We start from the raw sequence: 14,902 nt of genomic DNA, 5'->3' as shown, positions 1-14,902 counted from the left end.
CTACCGAGGCTTGTTGGAGCTTTGTCACTGTCTCCCATGGAACGTCGTCAGGTACGTCATGACAAAGATTCTTGTTACCGGCGGATGCGGCTTCATAGGCCAGCATGTGGTCGAGGAACTCCTCTCAGCGAACTACAGCGTGCGCGTGTTGGACGTTCTCAGTGAGCAGGTTCACGCGGATGCACAGGTCACGTTGCCATCGGACGTGGACGTACGACGGGCAGACGTTCGCGATGCGGTTGCGGTAAAAAGCGCGCTTATGGACGTCGACTGCGTCGTCCATCTTGCAGCTGAGGTCGGGGTCGGTCAGTCGATGTATGAAATCGCCCGCTACGTGGGCGTCAACGACTTCGGGACCGCCGTCCTGCTTGAGGCGATCATCGGAATGCCGATCCGGCGCATCGTCGTCGCATCGTCGATGAGCGTCTATGGCGAAGGGCTCTACGCAACGATAACGGGCGAGCACTGTGCCCACGTCCGCCGTTTCCCGGCCGCTATCAGGGCAGGTTCATGGGACCCAACCGGACCCGACGGGGAGCGTCTCAGGCCGGTTCCGACGGATGAGCAGAAGTCGGTCGATCTCGCGTCCATCTACGCGCTCACGAAGTTTGCGCAGGAACGCCAGGTGCTGATTTTCGGGGAAGCCTATGGCGTGGAGGCAGTGGCCCTGCGCCTGTTCAACGTGTACGGCGCCGGTCAGGCGCTTTCCAATCCCTATACCGGCGTGCTTGCCAACTTTGCCTCGCGGCTTGCCAACGGACAATCGCCGATGGTGTTCGAAGATGGCAGACAAAGACGGGATTTCGTTCACGTCCGCGATGTGGCGCGAGCCTTCCGTCTGGCGCTCGAACAGCCGGCAGCCGCCGGCCACGTCATCAATGTCGGCAGCGGTCAGGCCTATGCTATCGCCGATGTTGCTTTGCTGCTCGCCGATGCAATGGGAGTACCCGAGCTTATGCCGGAGATCATGAATAAGGCTCGCTCTGGCGATATCCGCAATTGTTTCGCCGACATTACCGCGGCACGGGATCTGCTCGGCTTCGAACCCGCGCATCAACTCCAAAATTCGCTCACCGATTTCGCGCAATGGGTCGCCAGCGTCGGCGCGATCGACCGCGGACCCGAGATGAAGCGGCACCTGGAAGCCCGGGGGTTGGTACTGTGAGCGCCGGTTCTCAGGGCAGGCGTGCTCGCCTGGCCACACCCAGCCTTTCCAGAAAGACGACAGTAATCGTCGTGGTGGGCGGCAGCGGCTTTGTCGGCTGCAATCTCGCCGATAGTTTCCTCCGGGACGGCGAGGAAGTGATCGTTCTCGACAACCTCAGTCGCGCCGGCGTCGAGCGAAACCTTGAATGGTTGGTGGACACTTACCGCGGCGCCGTTCACCCCGTACTCGCCGATGTGCGCGAGTTCACCGCAATAGAGCCGGTCTTCAAGGATGCCAAGGCGGTCTTTCATCTCGCGGCACAGACAGCCGTGACGACCAGCCTGCAGCAGCCGATCGACGATTTCGAGACGAATGCGCGCGGCACGCTCAATGTGCTCGAAGCCGCGCGTATGGCCGGGTGCCGGGCGCCTGTCATTTTCGCCAGCAGCAACAAGGTATACGGCGCGCTGGCGCACCTGCAGTTGAACGAGATCGGGGCACGACATCTGCCCACTGACCGGGCGTTGCGCAACCAAGGCGTCAGCGAGGCGCAGCCGCTCGATTTCTGCACTCCCTATGGCTGCTCGAAAGGTGTGGCGGACCAATACGTGCTGGACTACGCGAGGTCGTTCCGGCTTCCGACGGCCGTGCTACGGATGAGTTGCATCTACGGTCCAAGGCAGTTCGGCACCGAGGATCAGGGATGGGTCGCGCATTTCCTCATTCGCGCGCTCGCGGGTGAGTCGATATCGATCTATGGCGACGGAAAGCAGGTCCGTGACATCCTCCATGTCAGAGATGCGGTCGCCGCCTACCGAGCACTTCTCAACTCGATCGATCGTCTCAGTGGGCGGCCCTTCAATCTCGGCGGCGGGCCGGAGAATGCCGTCAGCATCTCCCAGGTCCTCAGCGAGATCGAACTCCTGGTGGGCCGCCCGCTCTCGACAGAGAAGCACGACTGGCGGGCTGGCGACCAACTGTTTTTTGTCGCCGATACGCGCGCGCTTGCCGATGCGGTCGGCTGGAAGGCTCGCACGCCGTGGCGCGCGGGACTGCGCGATCTGCATGACTGGCTTCTGGAAGATTGGGGCGGGGTTCGCAGCGCCCGCGATCAAACAAAGAGGATCACCGCATGAGCGATCGCGCCGGTTCCGCCCTCGGCACTCTCGGTCATGACGGCACCGGCGGTCGGCTGCCGCGGCGGATCATCATGAGCGTCGATGCGGTGGGCGGCGTGTGGCGCTACGCCATGGACCTCTCCGATGCCATTCGAGCTGCTGGGGTGGAAACGCTTTTCATAGGCTTCGGCCCAGAGCCTTCCACGCATCAGCGGCGCGAGGCTACGCGCATCGGCACGCTCGAATGGTTTGCTGCGCCGCTCGATTGGATGGCCGGCGAAGAAAGTGAGCTCGATGTGGTGGCGGACCTACTGACCGAACTTTCGCTCCGGCATTCGGTCGATCTGCTGCATCTGAATCTGCCTTCGCAGGCGGCCGGTCTTCCGGCGCAAACGCCTGTCGTTGTGGTCTCGCATTCATGCGTCGCCACCTGGTTCGATACCGTGCGTGCTTCCGGTTTGCCGCGGGAGTGGTTTTGGCAAAAACGGCTGAACCGGGTGGGCTTCGACCGCGCCGACGTGGTTCTGGCCCCGAGTTCCAGCCATGCTGCGGGCCTCGTGCGCTGCTATGGCCAGATCGACAATCTCAAGGTCGTCCATAATGGCAGCCGAAACTCGTATCCTGTCATGCCCAAGCAGAATTTTGTTTTTGCCGCAGGCCGGTGGTGGGACGAGGGCAAAAATGGCGCGGTGCTGGACCAGGCGGCTGCGTATATCCGCTGGCCGGTACTGATGGCCGGGGCATGCGATGGCCCAAACCGCGAGCGTTTGGCGATTCAACACGCCGATTATCGCGGAGAACTCAGTCACGATCAGACCTTGGCATTGATGTCGAAAGCCGCGATCGTCGTCTCACCGTCGATTTACGAACCGTTCGGACTTGTTGCGCTGGAGGCGGCGTGCGCCGGCGCAGCCTTGGTGCTTGCAGACATCGACACCTATCGCGAGCTTTGGGACGGCGCTGCCATGTTTGCCGATCCTGGTGATCCGGTTGCCATCGCGAATACGGTAAACGCTTTGGCGGAGGATGCGGTACTGAGGGCCGAGCTCGGGCAGCGGGCACGACTGCGGTCGAGCGACTTCTCCATCGAAGCCCATCGCGACGCGGTGCTTGCCGCCTACCGGCAAGCCATGCGCGGATCTCCTCGATTGACGGCTGCGGAGTGACCGATGCGATTTGTCTTCTACACCCATTCACTTGTTTCCGATTGGAACCACGGCAACGCCCACTTCCTGCGTGGTGTCATGCGGGAACTGCTGCAACGGGGTCACGAGGCGCTGGCGCTCGAACCGCGCGATTCCTGGAGCCGCCTCAACCTGATCGCGGATCAGGGTGTCGGGCCGATTGTAGCGTTCCGCAAGCACTTTCCCGATCTGCGCGTCGAGATCTATGGCGCCGATTTCGACCACGAGTCTGTTGTCAGCGAGGCCGATCTGGTCGTCGTGCATGAATGGTCAGATCCCGAGCTGATCGCCGGGCTCGGCCGCATCCGTCACGCGGGCGGCAGCTTCACGCTCGCCTTTCACGATACACATCATCGCGCGGTCACCGCCAAGCACGCTGTCGCCCGGCTCGACCTTTCCGGATACGACTTTGTCCTGGCCTTCGGCGAGGCGCTCCGCGAACGGTATCTCAGCGCGGGCTGGGGAAGACACGTCTTCACCTGGCATGAAGCCGCCGACACGTCACTGTTCCATCCAATTCCGCACGCCGACAAGAAAGGCGATCTCGTCTGGATCGGTAATTGGGGCGATGATGAGCGCAGCGCCGAGCTCTCGTCCTTCCTCATCGAGCCTGCGCGACAACTGAAGCTTACGGCAACCGTGCGGGGCGTGAGATATCCCGACGCCGCGCGCAAGGCGTTACGTGCGGCCCGAATAGACTATGGCGGCTGGCTCGCGAACGCTGCCGTTCCCTGGGCTTTCGCACAGCATCGGGCGACAGTGCATATTCCCCGGCGGCCCTATGTCGAAGCCTTGCCGGGCATACCGACCATCCGGGTCTTCGAAGCGCTTGCCTGCGGCATTCCGCTGATCTCGGCGCCATGGAACGATGTCGAAGGTCTCTTCCGCCCCGGCACCGATTTCCTTTTTGCCGGCAACGGCAAGGAAATGACCCGCCTGCTGCGCCAGGTGCTCTCAGAGCCAGCCTTCGCACAGGAACTGGCCGCCTCCGGCTTGGCAACGATCCGGGCACGCCATACCTGCGGCCATCGCGTCGACGAACTTCTCGACATCGTTGCTTTGTACCGGCCGAAAAAGGCCGAGGACGATCGCATCACATCAAGGGAGGTCGCGATATGAGGGTCGCTTTTTATGGATCGAGCCTCCTTTCGGCCTATTGGAACGGTGCGGCAACTTACTATCGCGGGTTGCTTCGTGCGCTTGCGGCGCGCGGGTATGAAATCACTTTTTATGAGCCGGACGTCTACGACAGGCAGAAATACCGCGATATCGAGGTGCCGGACTGGTGCAGGGTTGTGGTTTATCAGGGAACCGTCGCGGCATTGAAGCGTGTCGCGGCGGAAGCCGTCGATGCCGATGTCGTTGTCAAGGCAAGCGGTGTCGGCTTCGAGGACGACCTGCTGCTCGCGGAGATTATGGGGTCGGCAAATTCGGCTGCGCTGAAGATTTTCTGGGACGTCGATGCACCCGCCACACTTGCGGAGTTGAGGGTCGCGCCCGATCATCCTCTCCGGCGCGCGCTTTCGTCGCTGGATCTCGTGCTGACCTATGGCGGCGGCGATCCTGTGGTCGAGTCCTATCGTGCCATCGGTGCCAGGGACTGCGTCCCCATCTACAATGCCGTCGATCCCGAGACTCATCACCCCGTACCCGCGGATCCGCGTTTTGCTGCTGATCTTGCCTTCCTCGGCAACCGCTTGCCGGATCGGGAGACGCGGGTGGAAGCCTTCTTCCTCGATCCCGCTGGCAAGGTCGGAGATCGGCGGTTCCTGCTAGGCGGAGCCGGCTGGGACGACAAGCCCTTGCCTCAGAATGTCAGGCACATAGGCCACGTTCCTACCGCCGATCACAACGCGTTCAACGCGACGCCGACTGCCGTCCTGAACATTTCGCGCGCAAGCATGGCAGAGAATGGCTTCTCGCCGGCGACCCGCGTCTTCGAGGCGGCAGGGGCGGGCGCCTGCCTGATCACCGACGCATGGGAAGGCATCGAACTCTTCCTTACACCCGGAGAGGAAGTGCTGGTCGCCAGAGACGGACAGGACGTCGCCGAACTGATGCGCATGCTTACGCCCGCCGGCGCCAAAGAGATCGGCAAGCGGGCGCTTGGTCGCGTGCTCGCCGAGCACACCTATGCGCATCGCGCCGAGGAAGTGGACCGTGTTTTGCGGAATCGGGCACGCCAGATGGAGGCAGCCGAATGAACCGTCCGCTCGATATCGTCGTCCTCGGCCTCTCGCTGTCCTCGTCCTGGGGCAACGGTCATGCGACCACCTATCGGGCATTGCTTCGCGGTGTCCACGCAGCCGGGCACAAAGTGACCTTCCTGGAACGGGACGTACCGTGGTACGCCCGCCATCGCGACCTGGTTGCGCCGGACTTTTGCGACCTCGTCCTCTATAGGAGCATCGACGAACTGCTCGCGCGGCATGCTGGCACGCTGGCCGGGGCTGATGCCGTCGTCATCGGGTCTTATGTGCCGGAAGGGGTGAAACTCATCGACGCCGTTGTCGATCTCGCCCCCAAGCGATTGTGTTTCTACGACATCGACACGCCCGTGACGCTCTCCAAGCTCGCCGGCGGCGACGAGGAATATCTCGCCCGTCGGCAGGTTCCGCTCTTCGATCTCTACTTTTCCTTTTCCGGTGGCAGGACGCTCGATCGGCTGCGAGGCGAGTTTGCCGCGAGACGCCCGGTGGCACTCTACTGCGCCGTCGATCTCGACCTCTATCGCAACACTGGCGCGCCAAGGGAATGGGACCTTGGCTACCTCGGCACGTTCAGCCGTGATAGGCAGCCGACTCTCGAACGTCTGTTGTTCGAACCCGCGCGGCAATTGCCGGAGATGCGCTTTGTCGTTGCAGGACCAAGCTATCCCGCTGACATCCGCTGGCCGGAGAATGTGGTGCGTATCGAGCACCTGGCGCCTTCCGAGCACGCTGAATTCTACAGCCGCCAGCGATTCACCCTGAACATAACACGTGCCGACATGGTGGCGGCCGGTTGGTCCCCGAGCGTCCGGCTCTTCGAGGCGGCCGCGTGCCGGACGCCCTTGATCAGCGATTGGTGGGAAGGCATCGACAGCTTCTATCCGCCAGGAGAGGCTGTCGTCATCGCACAGGACAGCCGCGATGTCGTCGTGGCACTGACGCACCTCACAGAACAACAGCGCCAGGCGTATGTCGATTGTGCTCATCAGCGCGTCGTGCAGGCGCACAGCGCAGCGGCTCGCGCCACGACCTTTGTGGAAGCAATAGAAACCGTCGCACCCAAAACCAATCTCGCCACGAGACACTCCGAACGGAGATTTCCTGTCTAACACCGAAAGGAGAACGGCCCATGGCAAGAAGAAACCGAGCACGTCGAGGAAAGGTCATCCTCGTCGCCGGCGGGGCCGGTTTTGTCGGATCCCATCTCTGTTCAGCGCTTCTGGACGCCGGCAATCGGGTGATCTGCCTCGACAACTATCTCACTGGTTCCCCTGCCAATGTGCGCAGTCTCAACGGAAATCCCTATTTCACGGTAATCGAGCAGGATATCTGCGACGATATCGCGGTCGATGAGCCGCTCGACCAAATCTATAACCTGGCATGCCCCGCCTCGCCGCCGTCATATCAGGCTGATCCGATCCACACGATGATGACCAGCGTGACGGGAACGGGCAACCTCCTACGGCTCGCCGAGCGGCATGCAGCCGTCTTCCTTCAGGCGTCCACGAGCGAGATCTACGGCGATCCCGAGGAGCACCCGCAGCAGGAGGACTACTGGGGGCACGTCAACTGCACCGGGCCGCGGGCATGCTATGACGAAGGCAAGCGCGCGGCGGAGGCTTTGTGCTTCGACAATCTGAGGGTCGGAAGCGTGGACGTGCGTGTTGCTCGGATCTTCAATACCTACGGTCCGTATATGCAGCCCAATGACGGCCGGATCGTCTCGAACTTCATAGTCCAGGCGCTGAAAAACGAGCCGCTCACGGTATATGGCAGCGGTGAGCAGACGCGTTCGTTCTGCTATGTATCCGACCTCGTCGAAGGATTGATCAAGCTGATGAATTGCCAGCCTAATCCGGGTGTTCCGATAAACCTTGGAAATCCAGGGGAGTTTACGGTCAGCGAGCTGGCCGAACTGGTGTTGTCTAAGGTCGCGAGCGCCTCGACAATCGTCCATGCGCCCTTGCCTCCGGACGACCCGCAGCGCCGCCGACCGGATATCGCGAGGGCCAGAACGCTGCTTGGCTGGCAACCGAAAGTGGCGCTGCACGACGGGCTGTCACATACGATTGCCTGGTTCCAGAGGACGCTCGCGAAGCAGCGCGCCGTGCGCGGGCCAGGTCGCACTCGCCGCCGTCCGCAACAACCTGTCCTCTCACAGGATCTTTGATCATGGCCCAGATGCAAGACTGCATGACCATCGAGGATCAGATCGCAGCGTTGGGGCCCTGGTTTCACAACATGCGGATCAGTGGCGTCGAGACATCGCCCGACCACTTTCTCGGAGATTATCCCGCGATCAAATGGAAGGCTTTCAAACATATCGTTCCGGATGATCTCGAAGGCAGGAGTGTCCTCGACATCGGTTGCAATGCGGGGTTCTACGCGCAGGAAATGAAGCGCCGCAATGCCGGCCGCGTGGTCGGCATCGATTCGGATCCTCACTATTTGCGGCAAGCGAAATTCGCGGCCACACAGAACGGGATCGACATCGAATACAGGCTGATGTCAGTCTACGACGTTGCTCAATTGCGCGAGAAATTCGATCTGGTTCTCTTTATGGGTGTTCTCTACCATCTCCGCTATCCGCTGCTGGCTCTCGACCTTCTCTACGAGCACGTCGTCGGCGAGGAGATGCTCTTCCAGTGCATGCAGCGCGGCGCGGATGCTGTGGGGCCGGTGGAGGAAGACTACAATTTTCAGGAGTGGCAGGTCTTCAATCGCCCCGACTATCCCAAGCTGTTCTTTGTCGAACACCGTTTCTCGAACGATCCTACAAATTGGTTCATTCCGAACAGGGCTGGTGTGGAAGCGATGCTTCGCAGTTCCGGCTTCCTCATCGAAGCCAATCCCGAACGGGAGGTCTATCTCGTGCGGCGAGGGCAGCGTCCGTACATGAACGAAACCGTTCCACGCGTCGGCGCTCTTTAGATTGTTTCACACGCTGGAACAGCGAAGATCCGGGACATAGCGCAAGGCGGACGGGAAACCTGCATACTTATGCTGAATTACTCCCGGCTGGCGGATTCTTCGAAGCGAACTCACCCGTGCTGCCGAAGCTGTTTGGCCTCCTGCTCAAGCAGTTCGGCCACTTCGCTGAGCGTCATGTGGGTCACGCAGAGGTGAATGGCGCACTCGAGAAAACGGGTCGACGAACGGCGCAGATAGAGGGCTTCTTCCTGGGCTGCCAGCCTCGATAGCGGATTGCTTCTGTCGTTGTGGCGATCAGGCATTCGAAAACTCCTCCGCTTGCCTTGAGTTGGTTGTGCGGCAACGGGAGCATTTTCTCCGCGCGGCCGTTCGACCTTGCCGTCACCCGGCGCCGATCGCGAGAGCAAGCACACCGGCTATGACGACAATGCCTGCTATCAGGAGGACCAGACGATAGTTCGGCAATTGGCCTCGCTCGGCAGCGGACAGGGGACGCATGGCGTCTCCGTAATCCGTGGAAGTGTCAGGCCGCCCGTTCGGCCGCTGTCCGGTTCTCGCTGTTCCCGCCGCGTCCGGCGTCAGGGGCATGCCGGCTGCCTCGTCGTCCGTTTCCAACGGTGCCGCCGAAGGATCGAAGCCGCGCTTCTTGTCTCCTGTCCGCCCGTGCTGGATATCGCCGCGCACCTGCGCAGGATTGCTCTCAGGCAGTTTGGACATGATCGCTCCTTTCTACCGCAGCAGAACAACCGGCTTGCACTTCGTTTGTTCCGACAGTGTCGCCGGCGCACTCTGCAACAGTAGCCAATCTCAGGCAGGGAACATCGGCAACGCCGAAAAGTTCGGCCACAGAAGGCGGCTGGCAGAAAGTGAAGCCCATCCCGCAGACATCATCGCTCGACAGCACGCTGGCGCTGCTTCGCGAAGGTTACGCGTTCATCTCGAACCGCTGCGACGAGACAGCCAATCGAGAGAGGGCTCATTGGGACCGATCTTCCTGCGATTCCTCGTAGAGCTTACGGACCTTCCGATCCTGTGCTTCCTTAACAGCCGGTGGAAGCGGCCTCTGCCGCATGACCACGTAGACGAGAGCGGCCCCAAGAGCAAAAGCCCCGCCCGCTGTTACCACTAGCCAAAGATAGTCCATCACCATTGCTACGCCTCCTCAATAGGCGAACCGATGTGACCACCGAAGGTTCCAGCGCAGACCGCATTTCATCTGCGCGGTGTTCGCGCGTGGGGGATCGTGAATACCGATCGCCTGAAACCGGAACAATTCCGACGCTTGGCGATTAGCCAAACCGCGGCTTTGCAGGTTATCTGAATTGGCACCGCGTGGTGCGGAGGCAGCTCATGAAGGAAGAACTGAAAATATATCGCCTGTCGCCCCTGGCGAAACCCGACGATCCGAACTGGCAGAACGCCACGTATCAAGGCGAATTAATCGTAGTTGCAAGGTCGAGTGGGGATGCCCGAATTGTTGCCGCTGAAGCAGAACTCGATTTCCGCGAAATCGACGCGAAGCCCGCAGAAGGTGTTACGACCGACATGGCAAGCGCCTTCCGAAACGACAAGCTCTATACGGTTGTCGAGGAGGGGCCGGCACCTGCGGAGGCGAGGCGCGGAGTGATCGGCGGTAAGGTACGAGTCGACAACATCATTTCGACGCAGCTCTGAGCATCAGCCATCGGTGGCGTTCCGGGCATAGTATTTTCGGCAGCGGCTTACCGGCGTCAGACCGTACCGTCCTACCACGCCGTTACAGCAGCCTCGGCTGCTGCTGCGGCCGCGCAGAGCCGGATTGGCATCAGGGAACAACTTCGATCCTCCTTTGTTCGAATGGTCGCATAAAGGAGAAAAACCAATGCGAGAGATTGCTCTAATGGCCGCCGTTATGATGGTGGCGACATCTGCCCTAGCGCAGTCTGCGGCCGAGAAGTCGGGCGTAAACACCTTGGTTGGAGTGCCCCCCAAAACGGAGGACTTCGTAAAGGAAGTCTCCATGAGTGACATGTTCGAAGTCGAGTCCAGCAAGATCGCCGCTGAGCGAGCCGCCGGTCCGACAAAGACATTCGCTGAGCAGATGGTGCAGGATCACCAGAAAACGACGACGGAGCTTAAGCAGCTCATCGATGGCGGAAAGGTCAAAGCTGCGCCGGCCACAGCTATGTCTGAAGATCAGCAGGAGACGCTCAATGAGCTTAAAGGCCTGCAAGGGGACGAGTTCAACGAGCAATACCGTGATGACCAGGTTGAAGCGCATGAGGATGCTGTGGATGTCTTCAAACGCTACGCCGAGGAGGGGGATAACCCCGACCTAAAGGCGTGGGCGGGGAAGACGCTTCCGGCCCTCGAGCATCATCTTCAGATGGCGCGTGACTTGGCCAAGTAAGTTCGGACCGCGTCGTCCTTCGGTGTCCGACAAACGGCAGCCTGCCTTCCGGCATGGGCCGCGGCCGGGGCCGTTGCTGAGCCTGGGCTTCTTGTAATCCTGCCGAAATCAGATTGGATCGGTCCCGCTATGCTGCGACGCGCCTCCACAAGGAGGAGTGGATGTACTTTGGCGACGCCGCGATGCCATACACAGCAGACAGATCGAACTTGCGCCGACGGAATCGCACAATGTGATTGCGGCATTCGGCGGCAATCGTCGCAACTGAATGCGCCGCTGCGACCGGCCAAACGCCAACCATAAAAAGGAAACCCCGCCGAGGCGGGGTTTCCGACGATCTCCATTGAGGGCATCGTCAATTCCATGTCTGGCGGCGATACCAATCGTCAATATCTCGTCTTACAAGGTCCTTTTCGATGCCGTAACGTTCCTGGATCTTGCCCTCCAGTTGCTCGCGCTTGCCCGCGATCTCATCGAGATCGTCATCACTAAGCCGTCCCCATTGTTCCTTGATTTTCCCCTTGACTTGCTTCCAGTTACCTTCAACACGATTCCAATCCATGACTATCTCCTAGTCGTTTTGTTTGCCCAATGCTGGAACTCGCTACGGCGCATTTGGGTTCCTGCGGCCAGTGAGAGCTGCCTTCCTGCTGGAGAGGGGACGGTCGCCTGCGACAGGCCGCGTGTTGCGATCCTGCCTGCACCTGATCCCGGAACAATCATTTTGGTCGGTGGTTAGCCAGAAAATGCTGGAGGCAACTGATGGAAAATGCATCCGAGACAGAAGTGGCCCGGCGTTCGCCTGGGATTGAGGAAGCATTGCTAATTCTCATCGAACGGTTGGCTTTGCGCGGCGTGGTCAGCGCAGACGAGGCTGAAGGGATGCTGAAGGTGATAGCGAAGAGCTGCGACGCCTCGGCCGCTCGCGCGTCTAACCACTTTCAGCTTATCGACCAGCTTCGCAGGCTCCGGAGAGACGACGGCTCGTCAGCTATCGGCGCGCAATCATTCGATCCATCCTGAGCGCGCACAACACATGGAAAAGCGGTTCCAAACGGGTTCTCTTGGCAACTGGCGACATCTCTGTGTTGATATGCAGAAGATGTTCGCTGAAGACACGCCCTGGCACGTTCCGTGGATGGAAAGGGTATCTCCGGAGGTTGTTGAGGTGGCCGGGCGTCATTCCCAGCAAACAATCTTCACCCGTTTTATTCCCCCCGTGAACGCCGCTGGAATGCCTGGAACGTGGGGGGCATATTACACGAAATGGTGGATGATGACCGGCGAGCATCTGCCCGCCGGCATGGTCGAGTTGATTGAACCGCTCGCGGCGCTTGTTCCGCCAGCCGAAATACACGACAAGCGCACCTATTCACCGTGGGTTGACGGCACTCTCCACTTGAGGCTTCAACGCAATCGGGTCTCGACGCTCGTTATCAGTGGCGGTGAAACCGACGTCTGCGTTCTCGCCGCTACCCTCGGCGCAATCGACCTCGGCTACCAGGTAATTCTCCTAAAGGACGCCGTTTGCAGCAGCGCGGATGACACACATGACGCCTCGTTGGAGCTATTGGGCGAGCGCTTTTCGGTGCAACTGCAACTCATGACAACCGAGACGTTTCTCGCCGAGGCGAGCTAATGCGCGGCTTGATTGCCGCCGCCACTGTATGCCGACGATCGGCTGAGATCCGTTAGCGATGGATGCGGCCACGATCTTGCCTCCTGACGTCGCACGAAGCGGTCACTATCCCCGAAAGTGAGCAATGCTCGCCAGCATTGCCGTAAACTGCCCTGTCAAGAGAGGTAGCGTGTGAACCGGCATCTCACAAGCAACCTTTTCCAACCATGCCGGATGGTCCTACTGTTGAGGTCGAGTTGTCGGCCTGCTGGGGAGCGGCGCTCATAACGGAGCCGCCCGCTTGCTAAAGCGCGGGTTGTCACTCTTGATGTCTGTCGCCGTTGTCCTCGGCCGCTTGTTCGCCCGCAAGCGTGGGAAACACCGACCACGCCGCCAGGAACAGCGCGGCGATCACCGGACCGACGACAAAGCCGTTGGGACCAAACGTGGCGATGCCTCCGAGCGTCGAGATCAGCACCAGGTAGTCGGGGATCCTGGTCTCCTTGCCGATGAGCGTCGGCCGTAACAGGTTGTCCACAAGCCCAATAACCAGCATTCCGTAGACGAGCAGAACAACGCCCTGCCATATCGCCCCCGCGGCCAGCAGGTAGATCGCAATGGGTCCCCATACAAGACTGGTCCCCACCACCGGCAGAAGTGCGAAAATGACCATCACCGTGCCCCAAAGAACGGGGGCTCTGATATCGAGCATCCAAAGGATCAGTGCGCCGAGCGTCCCCTGCACGAGCGCCACCACGATGCTGCCTTTGACGATGGCGTTGATTGTCAACGCGAAGCGGCTGAACAGCGCTTGGCGGACTCCGCCACTGAGCGGCATCGCTTCGCCGACCAGCCGCAACAGTTCGCGCCCATCACGCAGCAGGAAAAAGAGCAGGTAGAGCATCACGAAGAAACTCGCGATGAGGTGGAACGTTGACTGTCCGATGTTGATCGCCTTACCCGCCACGAATTGACCGCTCTCCACAAGCGCATTCAGCAGCCGCGCGCGCAGCGCGGCAGCGTCAGGCAGCTCTATGCGGTTGAGGAGGCCGTCCAGCCAGTCTGGCAACATGTCGCGTAGCGCTTGGACGTCGATGTCGATAACGATCTGACCCGCTGCGATGCTCTGATAAACGGAGGCCGCCTCGCGGAAGATGAGGTTCGCGATGAGCAGAAAGGGCAGGATCACCATCACCAGAATGATCACCAAAGTGATGAGCGCAGCGATGTTGCGCCGGTCAGGAATTTGCCGAAGGATGCCGCGGTTCAGGGGCGCGAACAGCACGGCGAGTACGATCGCCCAGAGGATGGCGCCCGAAAATGTCCACAGCACCGACACGAAGGCCAACGATACCGCGGCGGTCAGCAAGATAAAGGTCTTGTATTCGACTTGCCGCACGATCAGCGTTCCGATTGCACCTGCACGATCGAGCATAGCTGAGCACGGGACGCTCTTGACCGCCTCATGAACCGCGCCTTCGGGACGGTCGGGACCTTGCCCTTGTTATAGCCGCTGGCCCGCTTTGATGACCCGAAGCCCATACTTTATACCTTTGTGCATCAGTCGTGTTTCTTGGAGAGATCGATCTCCAGTTCTGCGACGAGAGGTAGATGATCGGAGGCGACGCGCGCCAAGGCGGTATTGTGCACCTTGCAATGCGTCACGTCTATTTCTTCACCGACGAAGACGTGGTCTATCCGCAAGAGCGGCAATCTCGAGGGAAAGGTCGGTCGCGGCCTTGCATTGACCTGGAGTTGCACGTCCCTAAGCTGTCGAGCCACGAGCCTGTAGGACGCCGACCTCGCCGTGGCGTTGAGATCGCCGGCCAGGACCACGGGCGCCTCCCGCTGATTTATTCCGCCGAGCCAACCTGGTCCCAAAAGCGTCGTTGCCTGGCGCACGCGCTCGGAACCACGCAGTCCGAGGTGCGTGACGAAGACTTGAAGCTTGACGTCAGCCAGATCGACTTCCACCCAGAGCGCCCCTCGTGGCTCGCCGACGGACGGCAGGGCGGCGGCTTTGACCAGGCGCATGGGCAAGGCAGTCAACACCGCATCTCCGTACTTTTCGTCCTTCAGGTGGAGAGCCGGATGAAATTCCGCCTGCATCTGCAGATGCGCGGAAATCATGTGTGCCTGGTCAATTCCGCCGCTGCGTGCACGGCCGACATCCACTTCCTGCAGGGCGATAATATCCGGCCGGCATTCGTTGATGACTGCAGCGATACGGGCGGGGTCGAGCTTGCGGTCGGTGCCGAAGCAACTGTGCACGTTGTAGGTGAGGAAACGTATCCGCCGTCGCATG

The 14,902-nt window shown here is 60.5% G+C and carries 17 protein-coding genes; 12 read left to right on the top strand and 5 right to left on the bottom strand.

Annotated elements, in window-relative coordinates; all coding sequences use genetic code 11:
* Positions 1 to 58 precede the first annotated feature (58 nt).
* From QA637_RS27810 to QA637_RS27775, 8 genes are read left to right on the top strand one after another with little or no spacing between them, the layout of a single operon-like run.
* Positions 59 to 1,165: an NAD-dependent epimerase/dehydratase family protein gene (locus QA637_RS27810; protein WP_153440403.1), complete on the top strand. Its 1,107-nt coding sequence runs from the start codon at positions 59 to 61 to the stop codon at positions 1,163 to 1,165.
* The gene (locus QA637_RS27805) at positions 1,162 to 2,283 is read left to right on the top strand and encodes an NAD-dependent epimerase/dehydratase family protein (protein ID WP_283066015.1); all 1,122 of its coding nucleotides are present in this window, start codon (positions 1,162 to 1,164) and stop codon (positions 2,281 to 2,283) included. Before QA637_RS27810 ends, QA637_RS27805 begins: the two co-directional genes overlap by 4 nt.
* On the top strand, positions 2,280 to 3,431 hold the full coding sequence (locus tag QA637_RS27800) for a glycosyltransferase family 4 protein (protein ID WP_283066013.1): 1,152 nt from the start codon (positions 2,280 to 2,282) through the stop codon (positions 3,429 to 3,431). The genes QA637_RS27805 and QA637_RS27800 overlap by 4 nt, the downstream gene beginning before the upstream one ends.
* 3 nt (positions 3,432 to 3,434) lie before the next feature.
* Positions 3,435 to 4,568 (top strand): CgeB family protein, encoded by a 1,134-nt coding sequence (locus QA637_RS27795; RefSeq protein WP_153440401.1) that lies wholly within the window; start codon positions 3,435 to 3,437, stop codon positions 4,566 to 4,568.
* The gene (locus QA637_RS27790) at positions 4,565 to 5,653 is read left to right on the top strand and encodes a CgeB family protein (RefSeq protein WP_283066010.1); all 1,089 of its coding nucleotides are present in this window, start codon (positions 4,565 to 4,567) and stop codon (positions 5,651 to 5,653) included. Before QA637_RS27795 ends, QA637_RS27790 begins: the two co-directional genes overlap by 4 nt.
* Complete coding sequence (locus QA637_RS27785; RefSeq protein WP_283066008.1) at positions 5,650 to 6,768, top strand: CgeB family protein; 1,119 nt, start codon at positions 5,650 to 5,652, stop codon at positions 6,766 to 6,768. Before QA637_RS27790 ends, QA637_RS27785 begins: the two co-directional genes overlap by 4 nt.
* Positions 6,769 to 6,788: 20 nt before the next feature.
* A complete protein-coding gene (locus QA637_RS27780; protein ID WP_283066006.1) occupies positions 6,789 to 7,829 on the top strand; it encodes a UDP-glucuronic acid decarboxylase family protein in 1,041 nt (346 codons plus the stop codon).
* 2 nt (positions 7,830 to 7,831) lie between these two features.
* Positions 7,832 to 8,590: a TIGR04290 family methyltransferase gene (locus QA637_RS27775; RefSeq protein ID WP_428843153.1), complete on the top strand. Its 759-nt coding sequence runs from the start codon at positions 7,832 to 7,834 to the stop codon at positions 8,588 to 8,590.
* A gap of 110 nt (positions 8,591 to 8,700) precedes the next feature.
* Here the strand turns inward: QA637_RS27775 and QA637_RS27770 are convergent, their stop codons facing one another.
* Both QA637_RS27770 and QA637_RS27765 read right to left on the bottom strand, forming a co-directional pair.
* Entirely contained in the window at positions 8,701 to 8,892 is a 192-nt protein-coding gene (locus tag QA637_RS27770) for a hypothetical protein (RefSeq protein ID WP_153440396.1), read from the bottom strand.
* Positions 8,893 to 8,971: 79 nt separating this feature from the next.
* Entirely contained in the window at positions 8,972 to 9,307 is a 336-nt protein-coding gene (locus QA637_RS27765; protein WP_283066004.1) for a hypothetical protein, read from the bottom strand.
* 633 nt (positions 9,308 to 9,940) lie between these two features.
* Between QA637_RS27765 and QA637_RS27760 the strand changes: the two genes are divergently transcribed.
* Together QA637_RS27760 and QA637_RS27755 are read left to right on the top strand one after the other, a co-directional pair.
* Positions 9,941 to 10,264: a hypothetical protein gene (locus QA637_RS27760; protein ID WP_283066002.1), complete on the top strand. Its 324-nt coding sequence runs from the start codon at positions 9,941 to 9,943 to the stop codon at positions 10,262 to 10,264.
* 187 nt (positions 10,265 to 10,451) lie between these two features.
* Positions 10,452 to 10,979, top strand: a complete 528-nt coding sequence (locus tag QA637_RS27755) for a DUF4142 domain-containing protein (RefSeq protein WP_283066000.1) — start codon at positions 10,452 to 10,454, stop codon at positions 10,977 to 10,979.
* 355 nt (positions 10,980 to 11,334) lie between these two features.
* Here QA637_RS27755 and QA637_RS27750 read toward each other — a convergent pair whose 3' ends face one another.
* Positions 11,335 to 11,541: a CsbD family protein gene (locus QA637_RS27750; RefSeq protein WP_153440392.1), complete on the bottom strand. Its 207-nt coding sequence runs from the start codon at positions 11,539 to 11,541 to the stop codon at positions 11,335 to 11,337.
* Between the two features lie 200 nt (positions 11,542 to 11,741).
* Between QA637_RS27750 and QA637_RS27745 the strand changes: the two genes are divergently transcribed.
* Entirely contained in the window at positions 11,742 to 12,002 is a 261-nt protein-coding gene (locus QA637_RS27745; protein ID WP_153440391.1) for a hypothetical protein, read from the top strand.
* Positions 12,003 to 12,015: 13 nt separating this feature from the next.
* A complete protein-coding gene (locus tag QA637_RS27740) occupies positions 12,016 to 12,618 on the top strand; it encodes a cysteine hydrolase family protein (protein ID WP_153440390.1) in 603 nt (200 codons plus the stop codon).
* Positions 12,619 to 12,916: 298 nt separating this feature from the next.
* On the opposite strand, the gene QA637_RS27735 is transcribed toward QA637_RS27740, so the two are convergent.
* Positions 12,917 to 14,032 carry an AI-2E family transporter gene (locus QA637_RS27735; RefSeq protein ID WP_283065999.1) on the bottom strand — a complete coding sequence of 372 codons (1,116 nt, stop codon included), beginning with the start codon at positions 14,030 to 14,032 and terminating at the stop codon, positions 12,917 to 12,919.
* 125 nt (positions 14,033 to 14,157) lie between these two features.
* Positions 14,158 to 14,901, bottom strand: a complete 744-nt coding sequence (locus QA637_RS27730; protein ID WP_283065997.1) for an endonuclease/exonuclease/phosphatase family protein — start codon at positions 14,899 to 14,901, stop codon at positions 14,158 to 14,160.
* Position 14,902: the final 1 nt, after the last annotated feature.

The sequence above is a fragment of the Sinorhizobium terangae genome (genome assembly GCF_029714365.1).
Classification (GTDB): domain Bacteria; phylum Pseudomonadota; class Alphaproteobacteria; order Rhizobiales; family Rhizobiaceae; genus Sinorhizobium; species Sinorhizobium terangae.
This window is presented reverse-complemented; position numbering and strand designations above follow the sequence as displayed.

Coding starts and splice junctions, on each gene's coding strand:
- QA637_RS27785 (WP_283066008.1), top strand. CDS start 5,650: ATGAACCGTCCGCTCGATATCGTCGTCCTCGGCCTCTCGCTGTCCTCG.
- QA637_RS27745 (WP_153440391.1), top strand. CDS start 11,742: ATGGAAAATGCATCCGAGACAGAAGTGGCCCGGCGTTCGCCTGGGATT.
- QA637_RS27800 (WP_283066013.1), top strand. CDS start 2,280: ATGAGCGATCGCGCCGGTTCCGCCCTCGGCACTCTCGGTCATGACGGC.
- QA637_RS27810 (WP_153440403.1), top strand. CDS start 59: ATGACAAAGATTCTTGTTACCGGCGGATGCGGCTTCATAGGCCAGCAT.
- QA637_RS27765 (WP_283066004.1), bottom strand. CDS start 9,307: ATGTCCAAACTGCCTGAGAGCAATCCTGCGCAGGTGCGCGGCGATATC.
- QA637_RS27730 (WP_283065997.1), bottom strand. CDS start 14,901: ATGCGACGGCGGATACGTTTCCTCACCTACAACGTGCACAGTTGCTTC.
- QA637_RS27750 (WP_153440392.1), bottom strand. CDS start 11,541: ATGGATTGGAATCGTGTTGAAGGTAACTGGAAGCAAGTCAAGGGGAAA.
- QA637_RS27760 (WP_283066002.1), top strand. CDS start 9,941: ATGAAGGAAGAACTGAAAATATATCGCCTGTCGCCCCTGGCGAAACCC.
- QA637_RS27740 (WP_153440390.1), top strand. CDS start 12,016: ATGGAAAAGCGGTTCCAAACGGGTTCTCTTGGCAACTGGCGACATCTC.
- QA637_RS27780 (WP_283066006.1), top strand. CDS start 6,789: ATGGCAAGAAGAAACCGAGCACGTCGAGGAAAGGTCATCCTCGTCGCC.
- QA637_RS27790 (WP_283066010.1), top strand. CDS start 4,565: ATGAGGGTCGCTTTTTATGGATCGAGCCTCCTTTCGGCCTATTGGAAC.
- QA637_RS27770 (WP_153440396.1), bottom strand. CDS start 8,892: ATGCCTGATCGCCACAACGACAGAAGCAATCCGCTATCGAGGCTGGCA.
- QA637_RS27735 (WP_283065999.1), bottom strand. CDS start 14,032: ATGCTCGATCGTGCAGGTGCAATCGGAACGCTGATCGTGCGGCAAGTC.
- QA637_RS27775 (WP_428843153.1), top strand. CDS start 7,832: ATGGCCCAGATGCAAGACTGCATGACCATCGAGGATCAGATCGCAGCG.
- QA637_RS27795 (WP_153440401.1), top strand. CDS start 3,435: ATGCGATTTGTCTTCTACACCCATTCACTTGTTTCCGATTGGAACCAC.
- QA637_RS27755 (WP_283066000.1), top strand. CDS start 10,452: ATGCGAGAGATTGCTCTAATGGCCGCCGTTATGATGGTGGCGACATCT.